General features: G+C 61.3%; 18 protein-coding genes. 6 read left to right on the top strand and 12 right to left on the bottom strand.

Features of this window, described 5'->3' with window-relative positions; translation table 11 throughout:
• Window positions 1–539 precede the first annotated feature (539 nt).
• The 4 genes from B3H64_RS05775 to B3H64_RS05760 are packed head-to-tail and all read right to left on the bottom strand — an operon-like array spanning window position 540 to window position 4,108.
• Window positions 540–1,067 carry a hypothetical protein gene (locus tag B3H64_RS05775; protein WP_050619419.1) on the bottom strand — a complete coding sequence of 176 codons (528 nt, stop codon included), beginning with the start codon at window positions 1,065–1,067 and terminating at the stop codon, window positions 540–542.
• Between the two features lie 13 nt (window positions 1,068–1,080).
• Complete coding sequence (locus B3H64_RS05770; RefSeq protein WP_050619420.1) at window positions 1,081–2,664, bottom strand: sodium:solute symporter family protein; 1,584 nt, start codon at window positions 2,662–2,664, stop codon at window positions 1,081–1,083.
• 45 nt (window positions 2,665–2,709) lie between these two features.
• Window positions 2,710–2,922, bottom strand: coding sequence for a hypothetical protein (locus B3H64_RS05765; RefSeq protein WP_286733680.1), 213 nt, complete (start codon window positions 2,920–2,922; stop codon window positions 2,710–2,712).
• A 52-nt stretch (window positions 2,923–2,974) separates the two neighbouring features.
• Window positions 2,975–4,108: an acyl-CoA dehydrogenase family protein gene (locus tag B3H64_RS05760; protein ID WP_050619422.1), complete on the bottom strand. Its 1,134-nt coding sequence runs from the start codon at window positions 4,106–4,108 to the stop codon at window positions 2,975–2,977.
• A gap of 317 nt (window positions 4,109–4,425) precedes the next feature.
• On the opposite strand from B3H64_RS05760, the gene B3H64_RS05755 reads away from it, so the two are divergent.
• The 6 genes from B3H64_RS05755 to B3H64_RS05730 all read left to right on the top strand — a co-directional run bounded on the left by B3H64_RS05755 (window position 4,426) and on the right by B3H64_RS05730 (window position 10,984).
• Window positions 4,426–5,862 carry a sigma-54 interaction domain-containing protein gene (locus tag B3H64_RS05755; RefSeq protein WP_050619423.1) on the top strand — a complete coding sequence of 479 codons (1,437 nt, stop codon included), beginning with the start codon at window positions 4,426–4,428 and terminating at the stop codon, window positions 5,860–5,862.
• A gap of 133 nt (window positions 5,863–5,995) precedes the next feature.
• A complete protein-coding gene (locus B3H64_RS05750; RefSeq protein WP_050619424.1) occupies window positions 5,996–7,453 on the top strand; it encodes a 4-hydroxyphenylacetate 3-hydroxylase family protein in 1,458 nt (485 codons plus the stop codon).
• 13 nt (window positions 7,454–7,466) lie between these two features.
• Complete coding sequence (locus B3H64_RS05745) at window positions 7,467–7,763, top strand: hypothetical protein (protein ID WP_050619425.1); 297 nt, start codon at window positions 7,467–7,469, stop codon at window positions 7,761–7,763.
• Window positions 7,764–7,855: 92 nt separating this feature from the next.
• Window positions 7,856–8,137, top strand: a complete 282-nt coding sequence (locus B3H64_RS05740) for a NifU family protein (RefSeq protein WP_050619426.1) — start codon at window positions 7,856–7,858, stop codon at window positions 8,135–8,137.
• A gap of 40 nt (window positions 8,138–8,177) precedes the next feature.
• Complete coding sequence (locus B3H64_RS05735; RefSeq protein WP_050619427.1) at window positions 8,178–9,731, top strand: acyl CoA:acetate/3-ketoacid CoA transferase; 1,554 nt, start codon at window positions 8,178–8,180, stop codon at window positions 9,729–9,731.
• Window positions 9,732–9,787: 56 nt separating this feature from the next.
• Window positions 9,788–10,984 (top strand): thiolase family protein, encoded by a 1,197-nt coding sequence (locus tag B3H64_RS05730; protein ID WP_050619428.1) that lies wholly within the window; start codon window positions 9,788–9,790, stop codon window positions 10,982–10,984.
• 103 nt (window positions 10,985–11,087) lie between these two features.
• Here B3H64_RS05730 and B3H64_RS05725 read toward each other — a convergent pair whose 3' ends face one another.
• The 8 genes from B3H64_RS05725 to B3H64_RS05690 all read right to left on the bottom strand — a co-directional run bounded on the left by B3H64_RS05725 (window position 11,088) and on the right by B3H64_RS05690 (window position 21,642).
• Window positions 11,088–11,831: a response regulator transcription factor gene (locus B3H64_RS05725; RefSeq protein ID WP_050619429.1), complete on the bottom strand. Its 744-nt coding sequence runs from the start codon at window positions 11,829–11,831 to the stop codon at window positions 11,088–11,090.
• Complete coding sequence (locus tag B3H64_RS05720) at window positions 11,825–13,534, bottom strand: sensor histidine kinase (protein ID WP_050619430.1); 1,710 nt, start codon at window positions 13,532–13,534, stop codon at window positions 11,825–11,827. The genes B3H64_RS05725 and B3H64_RS05720 overlap by 7 nt, the downstream gene beginning before the upstream one ends.
• Window positions 13,531–14,547: an ABC transporter substrate-binding protein gene (locus tag B3H64_RS05715; protein WP_050619431.1), complete on the bottom strand. Its 1,017-nt coding sequence runs from the start codon at window positions 14,545–14,547 to the stop codon at window positions 13,531–13,533. The genes B3H64_RS05720 and B3H64_RS05715 overlap by 4 nt, the downstream gene beginning before the upstream one ends.
• Window positions 14,548–14,565: 18 nt before the next feature.
• Window positions 14,566–15,357, bottom strand: a complete 792-nt coding sequence (locus B3H64_RS05710; protein WP_050619432.1) for an HAD family hydrolase — start codon at window positions 15,355–15,357, stop codon at window positions 14,566–14,568.
• Between the two features lie 57 nt (window positions 15,358–15,414).
• Window positions 15,415–17,070 carry an ABC transporter ATP-binding protein gene (locus B3H64_RS05705; protein ID WP_050619433.1) on the bottom strand — a complete coding sequence of 552 codons (1,656 nt, stop codon included), beginning with the start codon at window positions 17,068–17,070 and terminating at the stop codon, window positions 15,415–15,417.
• A 3-nt stretch (window positions 17,071–17,073) separates the two neighbouring features.
• Window positions 17,074–18,903 (bottom strand): ABC transporter permease, encoded by a 1,830-nt coding sequence (locus B3H64_RS05700; protein WP_050619434.1) that lies wholly within the window; start codon window positions 18,901–18,903, stop codon window positions 17,074–17,076.
• 109 nt (window positions 18,904–19,012) lie between these two features.
• Window positions 19,013–20,410, bottom strand: coding sequence for a hypothetical protein (locus B3H64_RS05695; RefSeq protein ID WP_050619435.1), 1,398 nt, complete (start codon window positions 20,408–20,410; stop codon window positions 19,013–19,015).
• Window positions 20,411–20,826: 416 nt separating this feature from the next.
• On the bottom strand, window positions 20,827–21,642 hold the full coding sequence (locus B3H64_RS05690; RefSeq protein ID WP_050619436.1) for an EFR1 family ferrodoxin: 816 nt from the start codon (window positions 21,640–21,642) through the stop codon (window positions 20,827–20,829).
• Between the last annotated feature and the right edge of the window lie 94 nt (window positions 21,643–21,736).

Below are 21,736 nucleotides of genomic sequence, written 5' to 3'. Positions count from 1 at the left end.
GTTCAAGTCCTGTATCGTCCACCATGAAAAAGCCCAGGGACCATATGGTTCCTGGGCTTTTTACGTCTTTTAGCCGGAATTTGGGGGGCGAATGCGCTCCCACATACAAGAAACGGATGCGGGCAGCAAGGAATACGCCTTCACTCCCCGCTTCCCTTCAGAGAGAACATTCGGTAAGCGCGGGGTGTTTGGCCGGTGACGACCTAAAAACTGCGATTAAGATTTGGCAGGACGCGAGTGCGTTCTCGGCTATGTTCCGGCCGCTGGAGGCGAGCTGTTCCTCCACGCGTTTAATATGCCGGAACTGCACATACTTCCATAAAAAAGAAGGCTGTTCCGCTTTTTGAACTGCGCAGATAGCCTGGACGTGTGGGCGCCGACCGGTGCATGGAACCGGGCCTTCTCCAATGACCGGCTCTAGAGCTTATGGCCAGCCTCCTTACAAAAGGGCCCTGGAGAATGATTCTCCAGGGCCCTTTTGTGTATTGGCAGCACCAAAATGAGAGGACCGGGCAGCCACCCGGTCCTTCCTTGATGGTTCAGGGCTCATGGGATGCACATCTGACGGAGAATACCAGCTCCCGCAGAAAATCCTCTTCCTCAGTTACCTTGTCCGGCAGCCCGATCACCGAGCTGACCACAGCCCGACCGGAGTTCTCGTCATAGAAGGCCAACTGCATGGTCCGTACGGAACCGTCGGTCTTTTTTTTGACCAGACCCGGGCTGGCTCGGTATTCCGACACGATATAGGCGGCTTTCCCGTCCATGAAGTCAATGACCTCCATGGTCTCCACCTGGAACGGTGCTTTTTTCATCTGCCTTTGATACTGCATCAAAATGTTGTCGCAGTACTGGCGGGCAAAGCTCTCGTTGTCGCCGGGGACCTTCTCCCAATTGATACTCAGGGAAACCTGGGCTCCCTTTTTGGGGATGTAGTCCTCAATACGGAAAAAACCCGTGGTATAGTCAAAGGTGCGCTTTGGATTGAAAAAGATCTTCCAGTCCTTGGGGTGCTCGATTGAGACGCCATAGATGGAAAACAAGGTCTTCTCCGTCAGAGTGGTCATAGTATCCCTCCTATCAGCGCTTGCTGGCCAATTGCTCAGGACGGAAGGTGGAGGCTAAGATGGTATTGCCCACAATTGTATCCATATCGGTACCGGCGCTGATGTAATTTTCCACCCGGGTAATGTACTTGTCTGCAATCTCCTCCGGACATTTGGTGCACAGACTGACCACGATGTAGAGGACGGCGTTGATGAGCAGGCCCCAGGAGAGCGCAGACAAACCCAGAGGCAGATTTTTAATGAAGAACGTGCCAAGGGTGACGATGATGCAGCCCACGATGGTACCCGCCCAGGCCCCCTCCTTGGTCCCCTTTTTCCAGAACAGGCCGCCGATGGTGGCGGGCATGACCATGGCAAAGTAGGGGGAGGAGAGCTTGTAGGCGTAATCCACGATGGCAGCCGGCCGCAGCCAGACGATGATGAGCATACCGATCATCATAATGATTACCACGATGCGGGTCCAATGCACTACCTTTTTGTCGTCGGCAGGCAGTCCTTTTAGCAGGAAACGATGCCGAACAAACAGGTCCTTGGTCACCATGGCCGTACCGGACAGAAGCATTGACTCGCCGGTAGAGATAGCAAAGGCGAAGAGACACAGCATGGCGACGGCACTGACGATGGGGGGCGCGAAGTTTGTGGCCAGATAGGGCACTAGAGAGTCCGCCTTGTCAAAGCCGGAGCCCAGGATGCCGGGGCCGATGTAAATACCGATGAGAATCAGGCCGGTGAAGGTCATCAGGTAGCCCAGCGGCAGGCCCCACGCCATGACCTCAAAGTTCTTCTTGCTCTTTGCAATGTAGCAGCGGGAATAGATGTGGGGCCACACAATCGTGGCGACCGAGGCGGTAAGGGCCTGGTTGATGATGCCGGGGATGGTGAAGTAGCCGGTGGCACCCGGCGCCCCTAAGTTGGCCACGGACACTGGATCGTTCTTGATGGCCTCGTAAACCCCTACCATACCGCCGTCGAAGTTCCGCACCACCAGGACGACGACCAGCACCCACAGGGTACCCACACCCAAGATAAAGTTAAAGGTATCCATCCAGGCCACCGCCTTCATGCCGCCTCCGAATACATGGAAACAGATGATGGCGCAGGCAAAGAGTACCGCGAGGAAGTAGGGCACGAAGCCCTTGGTTGAGACGTTCATACCATCGCCAATGGTGATGAGCTGCAGAGCCACATAGGGCACAATCATGGCCACCATGAGAATCGCACAGAACACGCCGTACTTCTCGGAATAATAGCGGCTGCGCAGGAAATCAATCGGTGTTGTAAAGCCATACTCCTTGCCCAGGAGCCACAGGCGGTAGCCAATCACCGCGAACTCCAGGCCAACGCAGAAGGCGCCCATACCGGAGATGTAGCCGGCGCCCAGCTTATAGGACGAAGAAGGCCAGCCGTAGAAGGCCAGGCCGCTGAACACCGATACGGCAGTGGAGCAGACGAGCATAAAGGTGTTGACGCCGCGGTCGGCGTTGTAGAAGGTCTCGGTCGAGCCGCTGGTCTTTCGGTAGTTGGCCAGGCCCTGAATGACCATGAAGACGCCATAAACTCCGCAGAGCACCAGCGTAAAAACTGCGTACATATTCATATTGCGTTATACCTCCTCCATGTTTCGTTGGAACGGTGCAGGGGGTCAAATATCTTTCTGGCGGGCAAAAAACTGGATGAAGTAGGCGCCCCAGAGGAGAGAGCCGATGGGGGCGGTGCCGAAAAACAGCAGATAATGCAGGCTCAGCCAGCCAAAAAGGATGGGGTTGGGCAGGATGGGAATGACCAGAAAGTTAAACGCAAAGAATATGATGTTGATGATGATAAACAGGGTGGCGTTGGGCTTTGGCTGATTCATGATACATCCTCCTTATCTCGTATTGCTGACGCGCAGGGGGATGGGGCGGGCATTATTTCAGAAGCTGGCCCGCAATGACCACGCGCTGAATCTGGTTGGTGCCCTCAAAGATCTGGAAAATCTTAGCGTCCCGAAGAAGCTTTTCCACCGGGTACTCCCTGGAGTAGCCGTAGCCGCCCAGAATCTGGATGGCATCCAGCGCAGACTTCACAGCGGTGTCGCCGGCGAAGCACTTGCAGATGGCGGCCTCACGGGAGTAGGGCAGGTGCATCATGATGCGGTCGATGCAGTAGATCACGGTCTGTCGGGCGGCCTCGGTCTGCATATCCATGTCGGCCATCATGAACTGGAGCGCCTGCTGCTTGGCGATGGGTTTTCCAAAGGTCACCCGGGTCTTGGAGTAGCTCACGGCCTCGTCCAGGGCCCGTTGGGAGATGCCCACGGCGATGGCGCCGATGAAGGGGCGGGACAGATCCAGGGTGCGCATGGCGATCTTAAAGCCCTCGCCCTCTTCGCCCAGCCGATTGGCCGCGGGCACGCGGACATCCTCAAAGATCACATCGCAGGTGTTAGACAGGCGGATGCCGAACTTATCCTCCTCCTTGCCGGTGCTCACGCCGGGGCGGCTGCGCTCGACAATAAAAGCGGTCAGGCCCTTCAGCCCCTTGGAGCGGTCCACGTTGGCAAAAACCACGTACACATCAGCGATCCCGCCGTTGGTGATAAAGCACTTGGAGCCGTTGATGATGTACTCGTCTCCATCGCGGATGGCGGTGGTGGTGCAGGCGCCTGCGTCAGAGCCGGCCATGGGCTCGGTGAGGCAGAAGGCGGCAAACTTCTTCTGTGTGAGGATGTCGGAGTACATCTGCTTCTGGGTGGCAGTGCCGGCCAGAAGGACCGGCTTGATGGCCAGGCCGGTGGCCCCCATGGTGGTGGCGAACCCCGCGTCTACCTTGCCCATCTCTTCACAGGCAGCCGCCACAGTCATATAGTCGATGCCGCCGCCGCCAAACTCTTCCGGAATCTCCATGCAGTGCAGCCCCATCTCCAGCGCCTTGTCATAGGCGGCCATGGGCAGCTCGCCCGAGCGGTCGCATTCGGCGCAGACCGGCGCCACTTCTTTTTCCATAAACGCCTTGACGGAGCTGACGATGGCTTGCTGGTCTTCGTTGAGCAGGTAACCCATATGATCTCCTCCATTTCAGTTTTGGTACTATGTGCGATGCATGCATTCATGGAATTTTAGATGCAAGATCTGTGCCAAACTACATTCCTGCGCCCAAAAAGACCCGCGGCCCACCTCTTCTATGCAAAGTCATGCGCCGTAGGGCAAGCCATTTACTATGAGTAATTTTGCCAAATATGAAATTACAACGGTTGACTTTTCTGGATCATCTGTGTATAATCGAGCCAAAAATTGCAAAAGTGAGACGGTTCTGATTTCGTGATTTTGCGAATCGTCGCAGAAGTGAGACGATTTTGCAGCCAAGAGGAGGGGCTCTCATGCGCCGTGAAGAATTCGGTTTGGAAAATTTGGTGAAGGCCCTGAACCACATGAAAGGGACCCTTCTAATCTGCGACCGGAACCGCAACGTGGTCTACTACAACGACGTGGTCTGCTCCGCCCTGGACATCCCCGAGGAACGCTTGAGCGGAGCCAACCTGATGGGTCTGGCGGAGGAGGGCTATATCCTCAACTCAGCCAGTATCCAGGCCTTTGAGACCCGGCAGTTGAGCATCAAATACGTCCGGGGCAAAATGAAGATGCCCATCCTGACGGTGTCCAATCCAGTCCTGGACGAAAACGGCGAGGTGGCGCTGGTGGTGGCCGTCAGTTTCAACGAGCAGATCACTGAACTGGTGGCCCGCGAGATGATGGAATCCAGGCAAAAATCCATAGAACTGCTGGACTTCTTGTCCTCCAAAATGTCCAATAACGCCACAGTAATTGCAGAGAGCGCGGCTATGAAGGGCATTTTGGCCTTTCTGACCCGGATCTCCCCCGCAGACAGCAACATCCTGCTGACGGGGGAGACGGGCGCCGGCAAGGAGGTGCTTGCCAAATACATCCACAACCAGAGCTCGCGTAGCGGCGGGGTCTTTATTCCAGTCAACTGCGCGGCCATCCCGGAGAGCCTGATGGAATCGGAGTTTTTCGGCTATGCCAGGGGGGCCTTCACCGGAGCCAACAAGGAGGGCAAGGCCGGTGTGTTCGAGTTGGCCGACGGCGGCACCATCTTCCTGGATGAAATCGGGGAAATGCCCCTTTTGATCCAGGCCAAATTCCTGCGCGTCATTGAAACGGGGGAGGTCACCCGTCTGGGCTCGGAGAGCAGCAAAAAGGTGGATTTTCGGCTGGTGGCGGCCACCAACCGGAACCTGGAGGAGATGTGCGCCCAGGGCCTGTTCCGCAGCGACCTCTACTACCGTCTAAACATCCTCTCCGTGGAAATCCCGCCCCTGCGGGAGCGGCGGGAGGACATCGTGCCGCTGGCCCGGTTCTTCCTCAGCAGACTCAATAAAAAATACAACAAAACAAAAATCCTGTCCTACTCCGCCATCCGGCGGCTGGAGCACTACCGCTGGCCCGGCAATGTCCGGGAACTGCGCAACGTGATCGAGCGGCTGTTCATTACCTCGCCCACCGATATTCTGGAATTCGAGAGCGGGGACAATACCCTGTCCTTCCGCGGCGCCGGGCCGGAGACCTCCTTGGAGGCGCAGGACCGTACAGACCCGGCCTCCGCTCCGGTCCGGGAGGGCGTCTCCCTGCGCGCCGCCGTGGAGGCCTATGAAAAGCAGCTCGTTTTGGAGACGCTTGACGCATGCGGCGGCAGTGTTTCCAAGGCCGCTGGACGCCTGCGGCTCCACAAATCGGTGCTGTATCGCAAGCTGGAAAAATACCGTGGCCAGGAGGCAATCTCCGGCCCGGGAACCTGACAAATGAATTGGGAGAAACGGGAACTCCGGTACGACGCCGGGGTTCCCGTTTTTTGCGGTTGGCACACGATTTGCTTATATCTTGGGCAGGCCGACAAATCCACTTTCCAAAAAATTAAACGGAGGTAACAGCATGAAAACGGGACAAGAGTATAGAGACAGCCTGCGCAACCGCAACATCAAGGTGTACATCAAAGGACAGCTCCTGGACAGCAAGGACGTGATCGACCACCCCTTCATCAAAGGCCATGTCAACTCTGCCGCCATGACCTATGAACTGGCGGAGGACCCCCAGTTTGAGGATCTGATGACCGCTACCTCCCATCTGACCGGGAAAAAGATCAATCGGTTCACACACATCCATCAAAGTGTAGATGATTTGGTGAAAAAGGTCAAGATGCTGCGCATGATTTCCCTAAACACTGGTACATGTTACCAAAGATGCGTAGGTCTGGACGCCGTCAACTCCATCTACAGCGTCACCTACGAGATGGACCAGAAGCTGGGCACCAACTACCACGAGCGCCTGAAAAAGTACCTGCTGCGCTGGCAGGAGGAGGACCTGATGGTGGCCGGCGCCATGACCGACCCCAAGGGCGACCGGAGCCTACGCCCCTCTCAGCAGGCCGACCCCGACCTGTTCGTCCACGTGGTGAAGAAGGACGACAAGGGCATTTACATCCGGGGCGCCAAGGCCCACATGACCGGCATGGTTAACTCCCACGAAATGCTCATCATGCCCACCTCCGGCTACGGCGAGGAAGATAAGGACTACGCCGTCTGCTGCGCGCTGCCCGTGGATGCCCCCGGCGTCATCCATATCTTCGGCCGTCAGACCAATGACGACCGGAAACTGGAAGGCGAGATTGATCAGGGCAACGCCCGCTATGGCGTGGTTGGCGGCGAGTGCCTGACCATCCTGGAGGATGTGTTCGTACCTTGGGAAAATGTCTTTATGTGCGGCGAGTATCCGTTCTCCGGAATGCTGGTAGAGCGCTTTGCCTGCTACCACCGGCAGAACTACGGCGGCTGCAAGGGCGGCGTGTCCGACATCGTCATCGGCGCCGCCGCCACCGTGGCCGACATGAGCGGCTATGGCAAGGCCACCCACATCAAGGATAAGCTCAACGAGATGATCCATCTGGCCGAGACCCTGTACTGCTGCTCCATCGCCTGCTCGGCTGAGGGCAAGCCCACCGCCGCGGGCAACTATTATGTGGACCCCCTGCTGGCCAACGTGGGTAAGCACAACGTTACCAAGCTGATCTACGACATCGACCGCCTGGCCCAGGATGTGGGCGGCGGTATTCTGGCCACGCTGCCCTCCGAAGCCGACTTCCGCAGCCCTGAGGTCGGCAAGTACGTGGAAAAGTACATGCGGGGCGTGGCCTCGGTGCCCACCGAGGACCGTATGCGGATGATCCGCCTGGTGGAGGTCATGACCGGCGGCGTGGCTCTGGTGGAGTCCATGCACGGCGCCGGCTCGCCCCAAGCCCAGAAAATCATGTACTCCAAGCTCTCCGGCCTGGAAAGCAAGAAGAAGGCGGCTATGAAGATCGCCGGTGTAGACCCCAGCAAATATTCAAAATAAGCAGGTCCCCGCCTTGAAGGTAGGCGTCAAGTTCTGCGGGCACTGCGCGCCCCGCATGGATATGGCGGAACTCTGCAAAACGCTGCGGGCGCGGGCGCCCGAGTTGGTCTTTGGTTACTATGCCAGAGACCCCGCCGTGGACGTGCTCCTGATTCTCAACGCCTGTCAGGCCGAATGCGCCAGCCGTCCTGATTTCCAGGGGCCAGTGATCCTGGTCTCCCCCGACACAGTGGATCACTGGCCCACCCCTCCTGAACAGCTCTGCAGCAGTATCCTCCGCCGGATTCAGGCGGTGTCCCGGTCCGGCTGAAGCGGCGTGCAGAGCGGTGCGAAACGAGCTGAGGCGGAGGAATCGTCAGCGGGCGGTTCCTCCGCTTTTTTCCAACGAAAGGAGCAATTCTGATGCGGGAAGCCATCGAACAAGCCCTGGACGAATACGCCCGGCCGATCCTGCGGGAGCACTGCGGCGAGGTGGAAGTCACCCGGATCCAGGGGGACACCGTTTATGTACGGCTTCTAGGCCAGTGCGCCGGCTGTGCCGCGGCCGATTACACGGCGGACGAGGTTCTGGAACGAGTGCTGCGGCAGCACGTGCCCGGCGTGGAGCATGTGGAGCTGGACACTCTTGATCTGGACCTTTATCAGTATGCCAGACAGTTGCTGCGGTGGGAGAGTCCGGGATAATCTCTCCTGCCCGCGCCAGATCAAAGAAGGGAGCGACTATATGAGTAAAATCGTCAGTATGGACACCGCGCTGGACCTGATCCGGGACGGTGCCGTGGTGGGCACGTCGGGCTTTATGATCGCCGGGACCCCCGAGTCCGTCTTTCGCGCCATGGGAGAACGGTATGCGCAGACGGGCCACCCCCGGGACCTGACTTGTGTGTTCTGCGCCAGCCAAGGCAATGCCGAGGGGCAGGGCTACGATCACCTGGCCCAGGACGGCATGATCGCCAAGATTATTGGCGGCCACTTCGGCCTGACACCCAAGCTGGGCAAATATATGGCGGAAAACAAGTGTCAGGCCTACAACTACCCCTTGGGGGTGGTGGCGGGTATTTTCCGGGCGGCCATCCAGCAGCGCCCCGGCGAACTGACCAAGGTGGGTCTCAAGACCTTCGTGGACCCCCGGTTGGAGGGCGGCAAAATCAATGCCGTCACCACCGAGGACCTGGTGAAGGTGGTGGAGTTTGAGGGGGAGGAGTGGCTGTGGTATCCCACTCCCAAGTTTGACGTGGCTATTATCCGCGGCACCACCGGCGACGAGGACGGCAACATTACCATCGAACACGAGCCGGTGAACCTGGAGATGCGCACCATCGCCATGGCGGTCAAGGCCTGTGGCGGCAAGGTCATCGTCCAGGTAAAGAACGCCGTCCGCGCCGGCAGCCTCACTGCCGACCGGGTGGAGATCCCGGGGATCTTTGTGGATGCAGTGGTGGTCTCCCCCGACCCCATCGAGGAGCACCGTCAGACCAAGGCTTATTTTTACGACCCCAGCATGTCCGGTCATATCAACGTCCCCGTGGACTCCATCCCGCCCCTGCCCCTGGACGTGCGCAAAGTCCTGGCCCGCCGGGCCGCCATGGAACTGACTCCCCATGCCGTCATCAATCTGGGGATCGGTGTGCCCGAGGGTGTGGCGGTGGTGGCTGCCGAGGAGGGCTTTGGCGATCAGCTCACCATGACCACCGAAAGCGGCGTGATGGGAGGCATCCCTTGCGGCGGCGGCGCCTTCGGCGCCGGGCAGAACGCCCTGGGCATCCTGGACATGCGCACGATGTTCGATTTCTATGACGGCGGCGGCCTGGACATGACCGTTCTGGGGTTGGCCGAGGTCAACGCCAAGGGCGACATCAACGTGGGGCGTTTCGGTCCCAAAACACCGGGCTGCGGCGGCTTCATCAACATTTCCCAAAATACCGGCAAGGTGGTTTTCTGCGGCTCCTTTACCTCCGGCGGTCTGGAGCTGGAGATTGGAAATGGTGCGCTTCACATCATCAGGGAGGGACGCAACCGCAAATTTGTGGAGAACGTCCAGCAGGTGACCTACAGCGGCGAATACGGAGCCTCCATCGGCCAGGAGGTGCTCTATGTCACCGAACGGGCGGTCTTCCGGCTCACCCGGGCTGGCATCGTTCTGACGGAGATCGCCCCCGGGGTGGACCTGCAAAAGGATGTGCTGGACCAGATGGGTTTTCTTCCCATCCTGTCCAAGGACTTAAAGCAGATGGACCCCCGGGTCTTTCAGGCGGAGAAGATGGGCCTCACCATCTGAAAGCCTTCCGGAGCCATTGGCTCCTAACCTTCACCAACGATGTTTGGAGGAACGCTATGCGAGAAGTTGTCATTGTCAGCGCCTGCCGTACTCCCATCGGCGAATTTAACGGGGCCTTTGCCTCCCTGTCCGCCCGTGACCTGGCCATCGCCGCCGGAAAGGAGGCCATCCGCCGGGCCGGTTTGGCCCCATCCCAGGTGGACGAGATCGCCATGGGTCAGCTCTACACCGCCATGCAGGGCTCTCTGCCCGCCCGGCAGGTGAGTATGCGCATCGGGCTGCCCGCCCGCAGCAACGCCGTCAGCGTAAACCAGAACTGCGCCTCCGGGATGCGGGCCCTGGAGATCGTCTGTAATGATGTGGCGCTGGGTAAGACCGACATTGGTCTGGCTGTGGGTGTGGAGAGCATGACCAACGCCCCCTATCTGCTCCCCAAGGCCCGGAATGGCTACCGGATGGGTCACGGCCAGATCACCGACTCCATGCTCCATGACGGCCTGGTGGATGAGTTGTCCGGAGGTCATATGGGCGTCACGGCGGAAAATGTAGCCAAGCGCTACGGCATTACCCGGCAGGAGTGCGATGAGCTGGCCGTCTTGAGTCATCAGCGTGCCTGCGCCGCCATTGATGCCGGAACATTTAAGGACGAGATTGTCCCGATGGAAGTCCGCAGCCGAAAAGGCACTGTGGTGGTGGATACCGACGAGCATCCCATTCGGGGTGCTGATCTGGCGTCCATGGCCCAGCTTCCCCCGGCCTTTCTGCGGGACGGCGTGGTCACCGCGGCCAACGCCTCCGGGATCAACGACGCGGCGGCGGCGGCGGTGGTCATGTCAAAAGAAAAGGCCGACGCGCTGGGCATCGCTCCCCTGGCAAAGATGCTCCATATCTGCGGTGAGGGAGTGGAGCCCGAGGTCATGGGCCTGGGTCCCGCCGTGGCCATTCCCAAGTGTCTGAAAGCGGTCGGCCTGGCATTTGAGGATGTGGACTACTGGGAGGTCAACGAAGCCTTTGCCGCCCAGTTCATCGGAGTGGAACGGATGCTCCAGGAAGAGCACGGCATTCAGATGGACCGGGCGCGGACCAATATCAACGGCTCTGGCATCTCCCTAGGGCATCCAGTGGGCTGTACCGCCCTGCGGATCGTGGTGTCGCTGATCTATGAGATGCTCCACTCAGGGCACCGGGTGGGAGGCGCCGCACTGTGCGTGGGCGGCGGTCCGGCCATGGCCTCCCTGTGGGAGCGCATCTGACCCATTCCGGATCATGCCCTGTGTGGATTGGGATATATCCAGAAGGAACCGGCTGGGGCCGTGGCCCCAGCCGGTTCCTTCTGAATAGTATGGGGAAGGGCAATCACTGGCACCGGCGCTGGAACTCCGAGGGAGAGAACCCCACCGCCTTTTTGAAGGTGCTGCTGAAATAAGTGATATCCCGATAGCCCACCTGCTCGGCCACCTCATAGACCTTGCTGCGGCAGTCCTTGAGCAGCTCCATAGCCTTGTGCATCCGGTAGCTGGTCAGGTAGCCGGACAGGGTATAGGAGGTTTCCTTTTTGAATACATGGCTCAGATGGCTCTCGCTGACGCCCAGATGGCCGGCGATGGAGCTCACCCCGATCTCCGGGTCGTTGTAGTGCTCGGAGATGTAGTTGAGGGCCTCCATAACATATTTGCTTTTGCCCCGGAGCTCCTCGGGACCGGCGGGGGACGCCGGATGCCGCTCCTCCCGCTCCCGGCGCTGGATACGCTCGACGACGGCCTCCAGCTCCCCGTCGCGGAAGGGCTTGAGCAGATAGTCCACCGCCCCCAGCTTCACCGCCGCCTGGGCATAGGAGAAGTCGCTGTAGGCGGTGAGGAGGATCACATAGGCCCGGTTGCCCTGGGCCCTGAGCTGCCGTACCATCTCCAGTCCATCCAGCCTGGGCATCTTGATGTCGGTAACGATGAGGTCGGGGCGGTAGCGTGCGATGACCTCCAGTCCCTCCTGGCCGTTGGCGGCCTCCCCCACCACGGCGCAGCCCACAGAGGCCCAGTCCACCGCCAGAACGATACCCTTGCGGACCAGCTCCTCGTCCTCCACGACGACCACCTTTAGCATGAGGGGACCTCCCTTCTCGTAATGGGCAGGGTAATGCGCACACAGGTGCCCCGGCCGCCCGTGGGGACGAAGCGCAGGCCGTTGTCCGGCCCGTAGTGCAGCCGCAGGATGGCGTCCACATTGTGCAGACCCAGGTGACGCCCCGGGCCGGGCAGGATCTGGGCCTGAAAATTGCGCAGGCTCTCCTCCGACATGCCGCGGCCGTCGTCGGAGACGGTGATCAGGAGGTGGCCCGGCTCCTCCCGGGCCGAGACCACGATCTCGCCGCCGTCGCTGTCCTCAAACCCGTGGATGATGGCGTTCTCCACCAGAGGCTGGAGCATCAGCTTGGGCACCAGCACATCCAGCAGGCCGTCGTCCACCTGGGTGCGGAGCTGGAAGGTGCCGGAGAAGCGGATGCGCTGGATCTCCACATAGCGGTCCAGCAGCCGCAGCTCCTGCTCCAGGGGGACAAATTCGTCGTTGGTGATGCTGCTGCGCAGGATGTCGGCCAGGTCAGCGGAGATGGTGGCCACCTCGGGGACCTGGTGGATCTTGCCCAGCCACTTGACCGTGTCCAGGGTATTGTAGAGGAAGTGGGGGTTGAGCTGGGCCTGCATCATCCGGATCTGGGCATCGTTGAGCTCCCGCTGCTGGCGCAGGGACTGCTCCAGGTTCTCCTCCAGCCGCCGGGTCATCCGGTTGAAGCGCCCGGCCAATTGGGCCATCTCGTCGGCGCCCCGGGGCTCCACCCGGGCGTCCAGATTGCCTCTCTCCACCTCCTCCATGGCGCTGTTGAGCGCACGGATGGGTGCAAAAAGCTGACGGCTCATGCCCATGGAGACGGCGGCGCACAGGCCCAGGCACAGCAGGATGGCCACTCCGGCCACCAGATACAGCAGGCGCATGACCCATCCGGCCAAGGGTTTTGGCTGCTGGAGAATCAAGCAGAGGCCGCCGGCGCCGCCGGGCCGGACGTAATAGGAGTACTCTCCACCCCCGTCCAGCGCCAGGCCGGCGAGCAGCCGCTCCCGCAGGACGGGAGCCAGCCCAGCGTCCCGCAGACTGGCGGAGGCGTACACCTCGTCCCAGAAGGCGTCCAGCACCAGTACGCCGCCGGCGGAGCCTGTCCGCTTCTCAAAGAGCCGCTCGAAGTGCCGCTGCGTCAGGTCCAGGACCACATAGCCCACCACCCGCTCCCCCTCCCGAACCGCGCAGGCGGCCTGGAGGAGGCTGCCCGCGCCGCCCTGGCCAAAGTCGTCCACATCCCGGTAGACGATATCCGGGGAGCGCCGGGCGGCCTTGAGCAAGCCCCAGTCTACGCTGAGGCAGCCGCCGCCGGAGAGGCTAGCGGTGGCGTAAAGACGGCTGCCGCCGGCGTCAAAGAGGGAAAAGGCGGCGTCGTTGAGCAGGGGGCTGGCGGTATCGTAGAGGATGGAGTAGATATCCTGAGCCATGTCGGTGTGGCCGGAGTCCAGGGCGCTGCGGACCCGTCCGCTGCTCCGGAGGCGGTCCATCACCTGAGCGCAGGCGTCCAGCAGGCCGTCCAGGTCGCCGCACAGGGCGTCCAACTGCGTCTGGGCGGTATCGGCCACGCTGCGGTGAAGGGAGGACTGGAAGATGCCCAGCATGAGGACGGTACACAGCAGCAATGGCACCATGCCGATCAGCAGGAAGCTCACCAGCAGCTTGGTGCGGAAGGAGCGGTTGAGAAAGTCCCTCATGCCCGTTCCTCCCCGCACAGTGCCAGCCACCGGGCGGTGAATTCCTCTTTCAGCCCCGCAGCCCAGTGGACGTCGTAGTCGATGACGTCCAGCTCCTCCACCGGCGGCAGACTGTCAGGGTCGTGGACGTCGGTGCGGACCGAGCGGCGGGAGAACTGGCTGACCACCAGCTCCTGCACGTCCCGGCTCTGGACGAACTCCAGAAAGGCCTTGGCGTTTTCCGCATGGGGGGCCCCGGCCACCAGAGCGCTGCCGTCCGGGACGGCGCTGGTGCCCTCAGCGGGGAGGAAGACGGCAATCTCCGCCCCCTGACCCAGCCCCTTGAGCGCGGTCTCCTCCAGGGTGACGCCCAGATACCGGCTGCCGTTGGCCACCGCGCCCACCACGTCGCCGGAGTCGGCCAGAATGTCACCGTCCAGGTTGGCCGCGAACTGCTCCAGCAGCTCCCAATCGTCGCCGGGCAGACAGGACAGCAGCGTGAGGGCCGCCGTATAGCTGGAGCCGGACACGGTGGGGTCGGCGAAGGCGATTTTGCCCTTCCACCGGGGGTCGATCAGATCGGCCCAGCCGGTGAGCTGGTCGGGCTCCACCAGCTTGGGGTTGTAGATAAAGACCAGGGGCAATGAGGAAAAGGGCGTCCATGCGTCGCCCTCCGGCCGCAGCCCCTCCCGCAGCCGGTCCGCCCCGGCGCAGGCGTAGGGCTCGAAGCAGCTCTCATAGGCACACAGGCTCTCCACCCCACCGCCGAACATCACGTCGCAGACCGGCTGCTCGGCCTCGGCAGCGATGCGCTCCAGCAGCTCGTTGGTGCCGCCGGTGATCACCTCCACCCAGATACCGGTCTCCTCCTGAAACTCCTTGACGATGGGGCCGTAGACCGCCTGCTTGTGGGAGGTATAGAGGGTCAGCCGGGCGTCCCGGCCGGGGGCCAGGGCGGCGGTGGCCTCATCCGCCGGGACGGCGCAGGCCGCGAGAGCTCCCAGAAGGGCCAGCAGCAGTCCGATCTTCTTCACGGTAGCGCCCCCTTTCTCTCATGTGGCGGAAACGAGCAGCGCTTCCAGCACCGCCGCCACGCTGGTACAGCGGCGGGGAAAACGGGCGGCCAGAGCCGGGTCGGCCCCCTCCATCAGCCAGGCCGTCCCCGCCGTCTCCAGCATGGCCGCATCGTTCCAGTTGTCCCCAAAGGCTACGACTTCCTCAGGGTGGATCCCCAGCCCGGCACACAGCTCCCGAAGGCCCTTGCCCTTGTCCGCCAGGCCGAAGTCTACCCAGTCGGGCCCGGCGGCGGCCATGTGGAAGGGCGCTCCCCACACCGGGCCCAGGACCCGCTGGGGCCCGTGGGTGCCCTGCGGGCAGTAGGCAGAGACCTTGAGGATCGCCTCGTCGATCTCACCCGGGTCAGCGATCCGGGTCACCCGGTTGCCCTTGCCCTCCCGCAGATAGGCGATATACCCCTCGTCGGAGTCGCAGATATAGCTGGTGTTGGCGCCGGAGAGCAGCACCCGGCAGCCCTCCAGAGTCTGAATGGCCCGGGCCAGAGCCAGGGCCGGCTCCCGGGGCATGGGGGTCCGGGACAGGACGGGGGCGGTCTCCTCCGGGCCGGGACCGTAAAGGATAGCGCCGTTTTCGCACAGGAAGCAGACCGCGTCGGCCACCGGGGCGAACAGCCCCCGCAGGGAGTGATACTGCCGCCCGGAGGCCGGGCAGAACAGGACGCCCCGGTCCCGCAGCCGCCGGATGAGTCCGAAAAGGGCGGGGTCCAGGGCGGCGGCGCCATAGGGGATGAGCGTGCCGTCAATATCGCTGGCGATGAGCCTGACCATAACATGACCTCGGTTCCAGGAGATAGAAAAACGGCGGGGGCCAGGCCCCCGCCGCGCTCACCGGGCGGACCGGACGGAGAGGGACCCCTGGGTGATGATTCGGCCGTTCTTACGGCTAAATAATACCATATGATCCCCCTCAAAGTCCACCCGCACCTTCTGGCCGATCTGATAGAGCACGCCGCCGAAGATGACGCCGGTGAGCAGATACTCCCCAATACGCAGCTTGACGGTGGTCTCCATGCCGGTGGGCATGGCGCTGTAGACCTCGGCCTCCAGCGCGCCGTGTTCCGAGATGGACAGGAACTCAGGCCGGACACCCAGCACGAAGTCCTCGTCGGAGAGGACGGCCTCGTCCCCGAAATCCTCCGTCTCGTTGACCTTGGCGATGTGGCAGCGGAAGGGGGTGTCCTTGTTTCCCTTCTCCACATGGCCCTTTTGGCTCTGTTTGGCCTGCTCTGCCGCCTTTTTCTCCGCGTCCTGGGCGTCGGCCCGGGCAAACCAGTCCGGCAGGTCCAGGGGCGTGCGGGGCGTGAAAGCGAGCCGGGTGCCCGCAAAGACCTCCAGCTCCACCGTGCCGTCGGGGGCCTGATGGCCTTTGGCCTCCATGAAGTTGATGGCCGGATTGCCCACGAAGTCGGCCACAAAGAGGTTGTTGGGCTTATTATAGACGTCCAGGGGGGCGTCGTACTGCTGGAGCACGCCGTTGTCGATGAGACAGATCTTGGTGGCCAGGGTCATGGCCTCCATCTGGTCATGGGTGACGTAGATAAAGGTAGAGCCGGTGTCGATGTGCAGCCGCTGGAGCTCCGAGCGCATCTCCAGCCGCAGCTTGGCGTCCAGATTGGACAGCGGCTCGTCCATAAAGAGTACCGCGGGCTCGGGGGCCAGGGTGCGGGCGATGGCCACCCGCTGCTGCTGTCCGCCGGAGAGCTCGGAGGGATAACGGTCCATGAACATGCCGATTTTGACAATGCGGGCCACCCGGCGGACCGAGAGGTCGATCTCCTCCGGGGAGAGCTTGCGCACGCCGGTCACAGGCACGCCGTCCTTGAGGTAGGCGAAATCCTCCCGGAAGGTGCAGCCCTGGGCGGCGCACGCCGCCCGGGCGCTCTCCAGCGCCTTTTCCAACTGCTCCAGTCTGGCCTTGGCCACGGTGACCGGCTCCATAGACTCGTGGAGCTTGTAGCCCATCAGGGTCTTGGCGGTGTGGAGGGAGATCTCATAGCGGTCGATGAGCTTGATATGGGCCTTGTTCACGTCCAGCCTGCCCTTTTTGTCCACACACTCCCGGATGGTCCGAACCACGTCGTCCGGCCTTTGCAGGATGCGGATGAGGGCGGCGGTCCGGCGGGCCTCCAGGTCAAACTTGGGCAGCTCCTCCTTGATGTTGCCCAGACCGAAGGCGATGTTCTGGTAGACTGTCATGTTGGGCCACAGGGCGTAGTTCTGGAACAGGAAGCCCACCTTCCGCTTATTGGGCGGGATGTTGATGCCGGCGTCGGAGTCGAACACCACCTTGTCGCCAATGGTGATGCGGCCGCTGGTGGGGGTCTCCAGCCCGGCGATCATGCGCAGCGTGGTGGTCTTGCCGCAGCCCGAGGGGCCCAGCAGCGTGACGAAGGCGTTGTCGTCGATGACCAGATTCAGGTCGTCCACGGCGTAGAATTTGTCCCAGCGCTTGGTCACGTGGGTGAGTATAATCTCAGGCATGGTTTAACCTCCTATCCCTTTGTCCAGGCTGGCGCCGGTCACTTTGTTGACAAGGGTGTTGCAGATGAGAATGGTGACGATCAGGATCAGATTGATGCCGCTGGAGAAGGCGTATAGGCCCATCTCGTCGAAGTAGTCCAGCGTGGTGGAGAGGATGAAGCCCTGCACGCACAGCAGCATAAACAGGCTCAGCTCCCGCAGACAGGTCATGAAGGGCAGCAGGTAGCCGCTGATGATGGAGGATTTCTGGATGGGGATGATGATGCGGGTCATCCGTTTGATCCAGGGCACATTCTGGATGATGGCCGCCTCCTCGATCTCGCCGGAGAGCTGGAGCATGGAGTTGAGGCTGGAGCGGCTGGCAAAGGGGATGTACTTGATGGTGCCTGCGAGAATGAGCAGCGTGTAGGTGTTGAACAGGTTGATGTGCTCGTTGGAAAAGAGGATAAAGAAGGCGGCGCCCACGGCAATGGAGGGCATCAGATAGGGCAGGAAGGCCACCGAATTGACGTAGTTGGCCCACTTGCTCCGTCGGTTTTTGGCCACAGCGTAGCCAATGAGGGTGCCGATGGTGCCTGCCAGCAGGGCGCAGGAGACCGACACCAGAATGGTGCCCCGGAAGGCCCGCCAGATGGTCTCATTGTGGAGGATACCCTTCTGGCCGTACATGCCGTTTTCGGTGACGTTCTCGCTGGTGACCCACCATTTGGTGGTCAGGTTGCCGGCGTCCCCCGTGTAGAGGAAGGAGTAGTCGCCGGGGTTGGGCAGGAAGGTCTCGAAGGCGAAGGAGACGATGGGAAAAATACTGGTGAAAAAGGTGAGGACCACCAGCACCAGGGCGATGACGTATTTGCCCGCCCGGCCCAGGTTGATCTTGGAGGTCTGCCCCGACTTGCCGGTGACGGTGGTGTAGCTCTTGCGCGAGCGCAGAGACATCTGGTTCATCAGCATGATGGCCACGCCGAACACCATCATGACGATGGCCAAAATGCTGGCCTCGCCGGTGTATTTGGAGTTCATGGACACATATTTGGTGGCCAGGGTGGTGAGTCCCAGGTAGTGGGGCACCGGATAGGAGCCCATAGAGGAGCCGAAGACCAGCAGCACCGTGGACAGGATGGCGGGCTTGACCATGGGCAGGGTGATCTTGCACATGGTCTTCCACTTGGGAGTATCCAGGATGGTGGCGGCCTCCTCCAGGTTGGCGTCCATGTTGCGGAAGATGCCGCCGATCAGGATATAGGCGAAGGGGGCGTAGTGCAGACCCAGCACCACCAGACTGGGGAAGAGCCCCTTGCACCACCACAGGGGCATGTTGATCCCCAGGGTGGCAGCCAGCAGCCCGTTGGAGGTGCCGGTGACGGCGTTGGAGTTGAACAGGTTCTGCCACACCACGGCCAGGGTCCACTGTGGCATGATGTAGGGGAAGATGAAGATGGAGCTCAGGTACTTGCGCCAGGCCAGGTTGGTGCGGGTGACCAGAAAGGCGAACAGGCCCCCGTAGAGGATGGAGACCACGCAGGTGCCCGCCGCCAGCCACAGGGTATTCAGCAGCGGCGTCCACAGGTTGGTCCGGGCCAGGCGGCTGGTGAACAGGTCGATGTAGTTGACCAGGGTGTAGCCGCTGGCCTTGCCGGTGAGGTGGGCGTCGATGGTGCCGGCGTGGATCTTGAAGGTGTCCTCCACAATGGCCACGATGGGAGCCACGGTGGTGACGGTAAGCACGATGCCCATCAGCAGCAGGATGACGTTGTGGGGCTTGGAGAAAAAGGTCCTGAGCTGATTGAGCAGGATGGCCGGCCGGCCGGCGGTCCGGGTGGACGACGGATTCATAGGGCGTTCCTCCTTCGTGGAAGCTGGAAGAAAAGGCGCCCCTGGATGCGGTACAGGACCCCGATCCAAGGGCGCTCTTATCTCATGGGGCGGCGCCGGAGCCCCTGGTTCAGCCGGCGCTGTACTTGGTCAGCATCTCGATCCAGCTACCCACGGTAAAGGACACGCCGGCGCAGTACTGGGGGTCCTCCAGGACCAGCTTGCCGTCGGTGGTCCACCAGTCGTAGCCGTGGTCGTTCTTGGCGGGGTAGGTGTCCACGCCGTCCACATAGCCGCCGGTCTCATGCTGATAAGTGGCCTCGGTGGCGGCGGCCACGTTGGGATTGGCGGAGTAGCCGCCCATGTCCTTGCCCCAGGCGGAGAAGCCGTCCTCGGTGCAGGTCATATAGGCGATGAAGGCGCAGGCGGTCCAGGGCAGGGGGGAATTGTCGGTGACGAAGAGGTAGTGGCAGTAGCCGTAGCCGCCGATGCCCTGATAGCCGTCCTGATAGGCGGCCACGTTGATGTTGTTGACGGACACGGAGGAGGACTCCTCCACAGAACGCAGCTTGGAGTATACCAGCAGTCCGAACTGGTCGGTGGCCGATTGATCCACCAGCGTGTTGCAGATGGGGCCGTCGTCGGTCTGGGCGTTGTAGGACTCCACCCACAGCTTGATCCAGGCCAGGGCGTACTTGCCGTCGGCGCCCAGCCCCAGGTCGGCGGCCTCGGACTCCATCTCGTTGATGACGGGCTGGAAGTAGGCCTGCTCGTCGGCGGACAGGGCCTCGAAGGACTCCTTCAGCCAGGCGGCATAGTCGTCACGGGTCAGCATATACAGGAAGTTCTTGCCCACGATCTCGGAGTCGATGTCCATGAACAGGCCGTGCTCACCCTCGGCCACAAAGTCCCAGCAGTTGTCATAGGTCTTGGAGCCGGTGTTGTTATACATAAAGACCTTGTTCAGCGTCTGCAGAGGCAGATAGCCGGTGTAGTCGGCGGCGGTGGTGCCGTTGGCGTCGGCCCAGTCCTTGGGGATGAAGGTGTCCAGCACGCCGGTCTGGACCATCTTGCTCTCGATCTGGTTGCCGTCCTGGATCAGGGTCATGGCAAAGGTGCCGGTCTCCTTCAGGGAGTCGGCGGTGAGCTGATCGAAGATCTTGTTGTTCTTGGGCTGCTGCCACTCAAACTCCATGGAGTAGGAGGGGTCAATGGTCTTTAAGTAGTCGATGAACAGGGGCAGCGCGCTCTTGCCGCGGCTGGAGTTGCCCACGCCGTAGAACATTTTGCCGTTGGATTCCTCGATGGCCTTCTTGGCCAGCTCCTCCAGCGTCATACCTTCGGCCTCGGCAATGATTTTCTGGGTGGGGGTGAGCTCGGCGGACTCGCCGCTTTCGGGGGTTCCCTCCGGGGTCTGGGGGGCGGCAGGAGCCGAGGCGCTGGGGGAGGGGCTGGAGGCGCCGCCGCAGCCTGCCAGCAGGGCGCACAGCATGGCCAGGGTCAGAATGACTGCAAGAAACCGTTTCATGTGAATCCTCCTTTAAGATAATTGAGCCTGCGACGCGGGAGTCAGGCGATTTGACGAAAAGAGAGCGAGCAACCGCGTCCTTCTATGTCTATTTTATACGTTGGTTTTGCAAAGTACCACTGGACAAATCTGCGGTTATTTGTGAAATCCCGGCTTTTTTAAGCAATGGGACGAATCAACCGGGCTGCCGATGGACAAAATAGGCGGTTATGCACAACGGCGATTGCGGGTTGCCCTCCCTCCGGCGCCCATCGGAGACGGGCGTGGCAAGAGAAGCGCTCCCCAGCCCAAAAAGCCGGGGAGCGCTTCTCTTGCGTTTGGAAGGAGCTTTGAACCTCCGGAAGGGGAGACCGGAGGCGCCAGGGGTATTGTGGAAAAAACGTGCAGGCCAGACCCAGGAGCGCCGGGGCGGGCGCTCAGACGAATACGGTGGGCTCCGCCCGTCGGGCGTAGGTCGTCTCCAGATCGTGCTTGTGGTATAGGTAGCTCTCGTCGTCGTAGTACCGGGCCTCCACGGGACATTTTTTGATACAGGCTCCGCATTTGATGCAGATGTTGATAAAATTCCGCACGTCCGCCGGGTCGATGGAGCCCATCGGACAGATCTGGGCGCAGTAGCCGCAGTCGGTGCAGGTGTCCCGGGTCTTGGGGCGCACCTTGCGGATGTCGATGGGGTTGCCGTCCTGATCCCGGGGCTGGTAATAGCCGCCCAGCGGTCCCTCGTTGTCCAGCCGTACCGGGGAGATGACCTGGCCGGTGCGCAGGACGGCAAAGATGCGGCGGGCGAACTCCGAGGCCACAGACAGGTCGGCGTAATCCGGCCTGCCCTTTCCCAGGGTGTAGGAAAAGGCGTGCTCGCCTACAAAGGCGCCTGCCGCCACGGTCTGGAAGCCGCGGAGCTCCAGCAGGTTGCGCAGCTCTTTCAGGGCCTCATCGTAATTGCGGTTGCCGAACAGGACCACCGGCACTGCCTGGGCGCCGTTTCCCTCCAGGGTGTTCAGGTACTTGAGCAATACGTTGGGGACGCGGCCGGCATATACCGGCACGCCGAATACCACCAGATCGGATTTCAAGAAGCGTTTTGCCTCCTGCCGGGCCGGGGGCAGTGTGAAGTCAAAATACAGCACCGGGTGCTCGATGGGCTTGGCAAGGTGCTCGGCAAGGTGGGTGACGATCTTTTCCGTGGTGCCTGTCGGGCTGAAGTAGGCTGCCCAGACACGTTGAATTTCCATTTGATACACTCCTCTCAATGCGTTCAGAATGCCTTGGGCAGTCGTTTGGCGCAGCGCAGTTTACAGGTCTTCCTCTGCTATGGTGGCCAGCACG

It is taken from the genome of Intestinimonas sp. UBA1698 (assembly GCF_002320075.1).
In the GTDB taxonomy this organism is placed as follows: Bacteria; Bacillota; Clostridia; order Oscillospirales; family Oscillospiraceae; genus Intestinimonas; species Intestinimonas massiliensis.
Note: the sequence above shows the minus strand (reverse complement) of the source record. Positions and strands in the feature narration are given on the sequence as shown.

Excerpts from the sequence above, each read along its gene's own strand:
- B3H64_RS05765 (WP_286733680.1), bottom strand. The coding sequence starts at position 2,922 with ATGAATCAGCCAAAGCCCAACGCCACCCTGTTTATCATCATCAACATC.
- B3H64_RS05725 (WP_050619429.1), bottom strand. The coding sequence starts at position 11,831 with ATGCTAAAGGTGGTCGTCGTGGAGGACGAGGAGCTGGTCCGCAAGGGT.
- B3H64_RS05695 (WP_050619435.1), bottom strand. The coding sequence starts at position 20,410 with ATGAAACGGTTTCTTGCAGTCATTCTGACCCTGGCCATGCTGTGCGCC.
- B3H64_RS05690 (WP_050619436.1), bottom strand. The coding sequence starts at position 21,642 with ATGGAAATTCAACGTGTCTGGGCAGCCTACTTCAGCCCGACAGGCACC.
- B3H64_RS05705 (WP_050619433.1), bottom strand. The coding sequence starts at position 17,070 with ATGCCTGAGATTATACTCACCCACGTGACCAAGCGCTGGGACAAATTC.
- B3H64_RS05735 (WP_050619427.1), top strand. The coding sequence starts at position 8,178 with ATGAGTAAAATCGTCAGTATGGACACCGCGCTGGACCTGATCCGGGAC.
- B3H64_RS05710 (WP_050619432.1), bottom strand. The coding sequence starts at position 15,357 with ATGGTCAGGCTCATCGCCAGCGATATTGACGGCACGCTCATCCCCTAT.
- B3H64_RS05770 (WP_050619420.1), bottom strand. The coding sequence starts at position 2,664 with ATGAATATGTACGCAGTTTTTACGCTGGTGCTCTGCGGAGTTTATGGC.
- B3H64_RS05775 (WP_050619419.1), bottom strand. The coding sequence starts at position 1,067 with ATGACCACTCTGACGGAGAAGACCTTGTTTTCCATCTATGGCGTCTCA.
- B3H64_RS05750 (WP_050619424.1), top strand. The coding sequence starts at position 5,996 with ATGAAAACGGGACAAGAGTATAGAGACAGCCTGCGCAACCGCAACATC.
- B3H64_RS05730 (WP_050619428.1), top strand. The coding sequence starts at position 9,788 with ATGCGAGAAGTTGTCATTGTCAGCGCCTGCCGTACTCCCATCGGCGAA.
- B3H64_RS05700 (WP_050619434.1), bottom strand. The coding sequence starts at position 18,903 with ATGAATCCGTCGTCCACCCGGACCGCCGGCCGGCCGGCCATCCTGCTC.
- B3H64_RS05760 (WP_050619422.1), bottom strand. The coding sequence starts at position 4,108 with ATGGGTTACCTGCTCAACGAAGACCAGCAAGCCATCGTCAGCTCCGTC.
- B3H64_RS05720 (WP_050619430.1), bottom strand. The coding sequence starts at position 13,534 with ATGAGGGACTTTCTCAACCGCTCCTTCCGCACCAAGCTGCTGGTGAGC.
- B3H64_RS05740 (WP_050619426.1), top strand. The coding sequence starts at position 7,856 with ATGCGGGAAGCCATCGAACAAGCCCTGGACGAATACGCCCGGCCGATC.
- B3H64_RS05755 (WP_050619423.1), top strand. The coding sequence starts at position 4,426 with ATGCGCCGTGAAGAATTCGGTTTGGAAAATTTGGTGAAGGCCCTGAAC.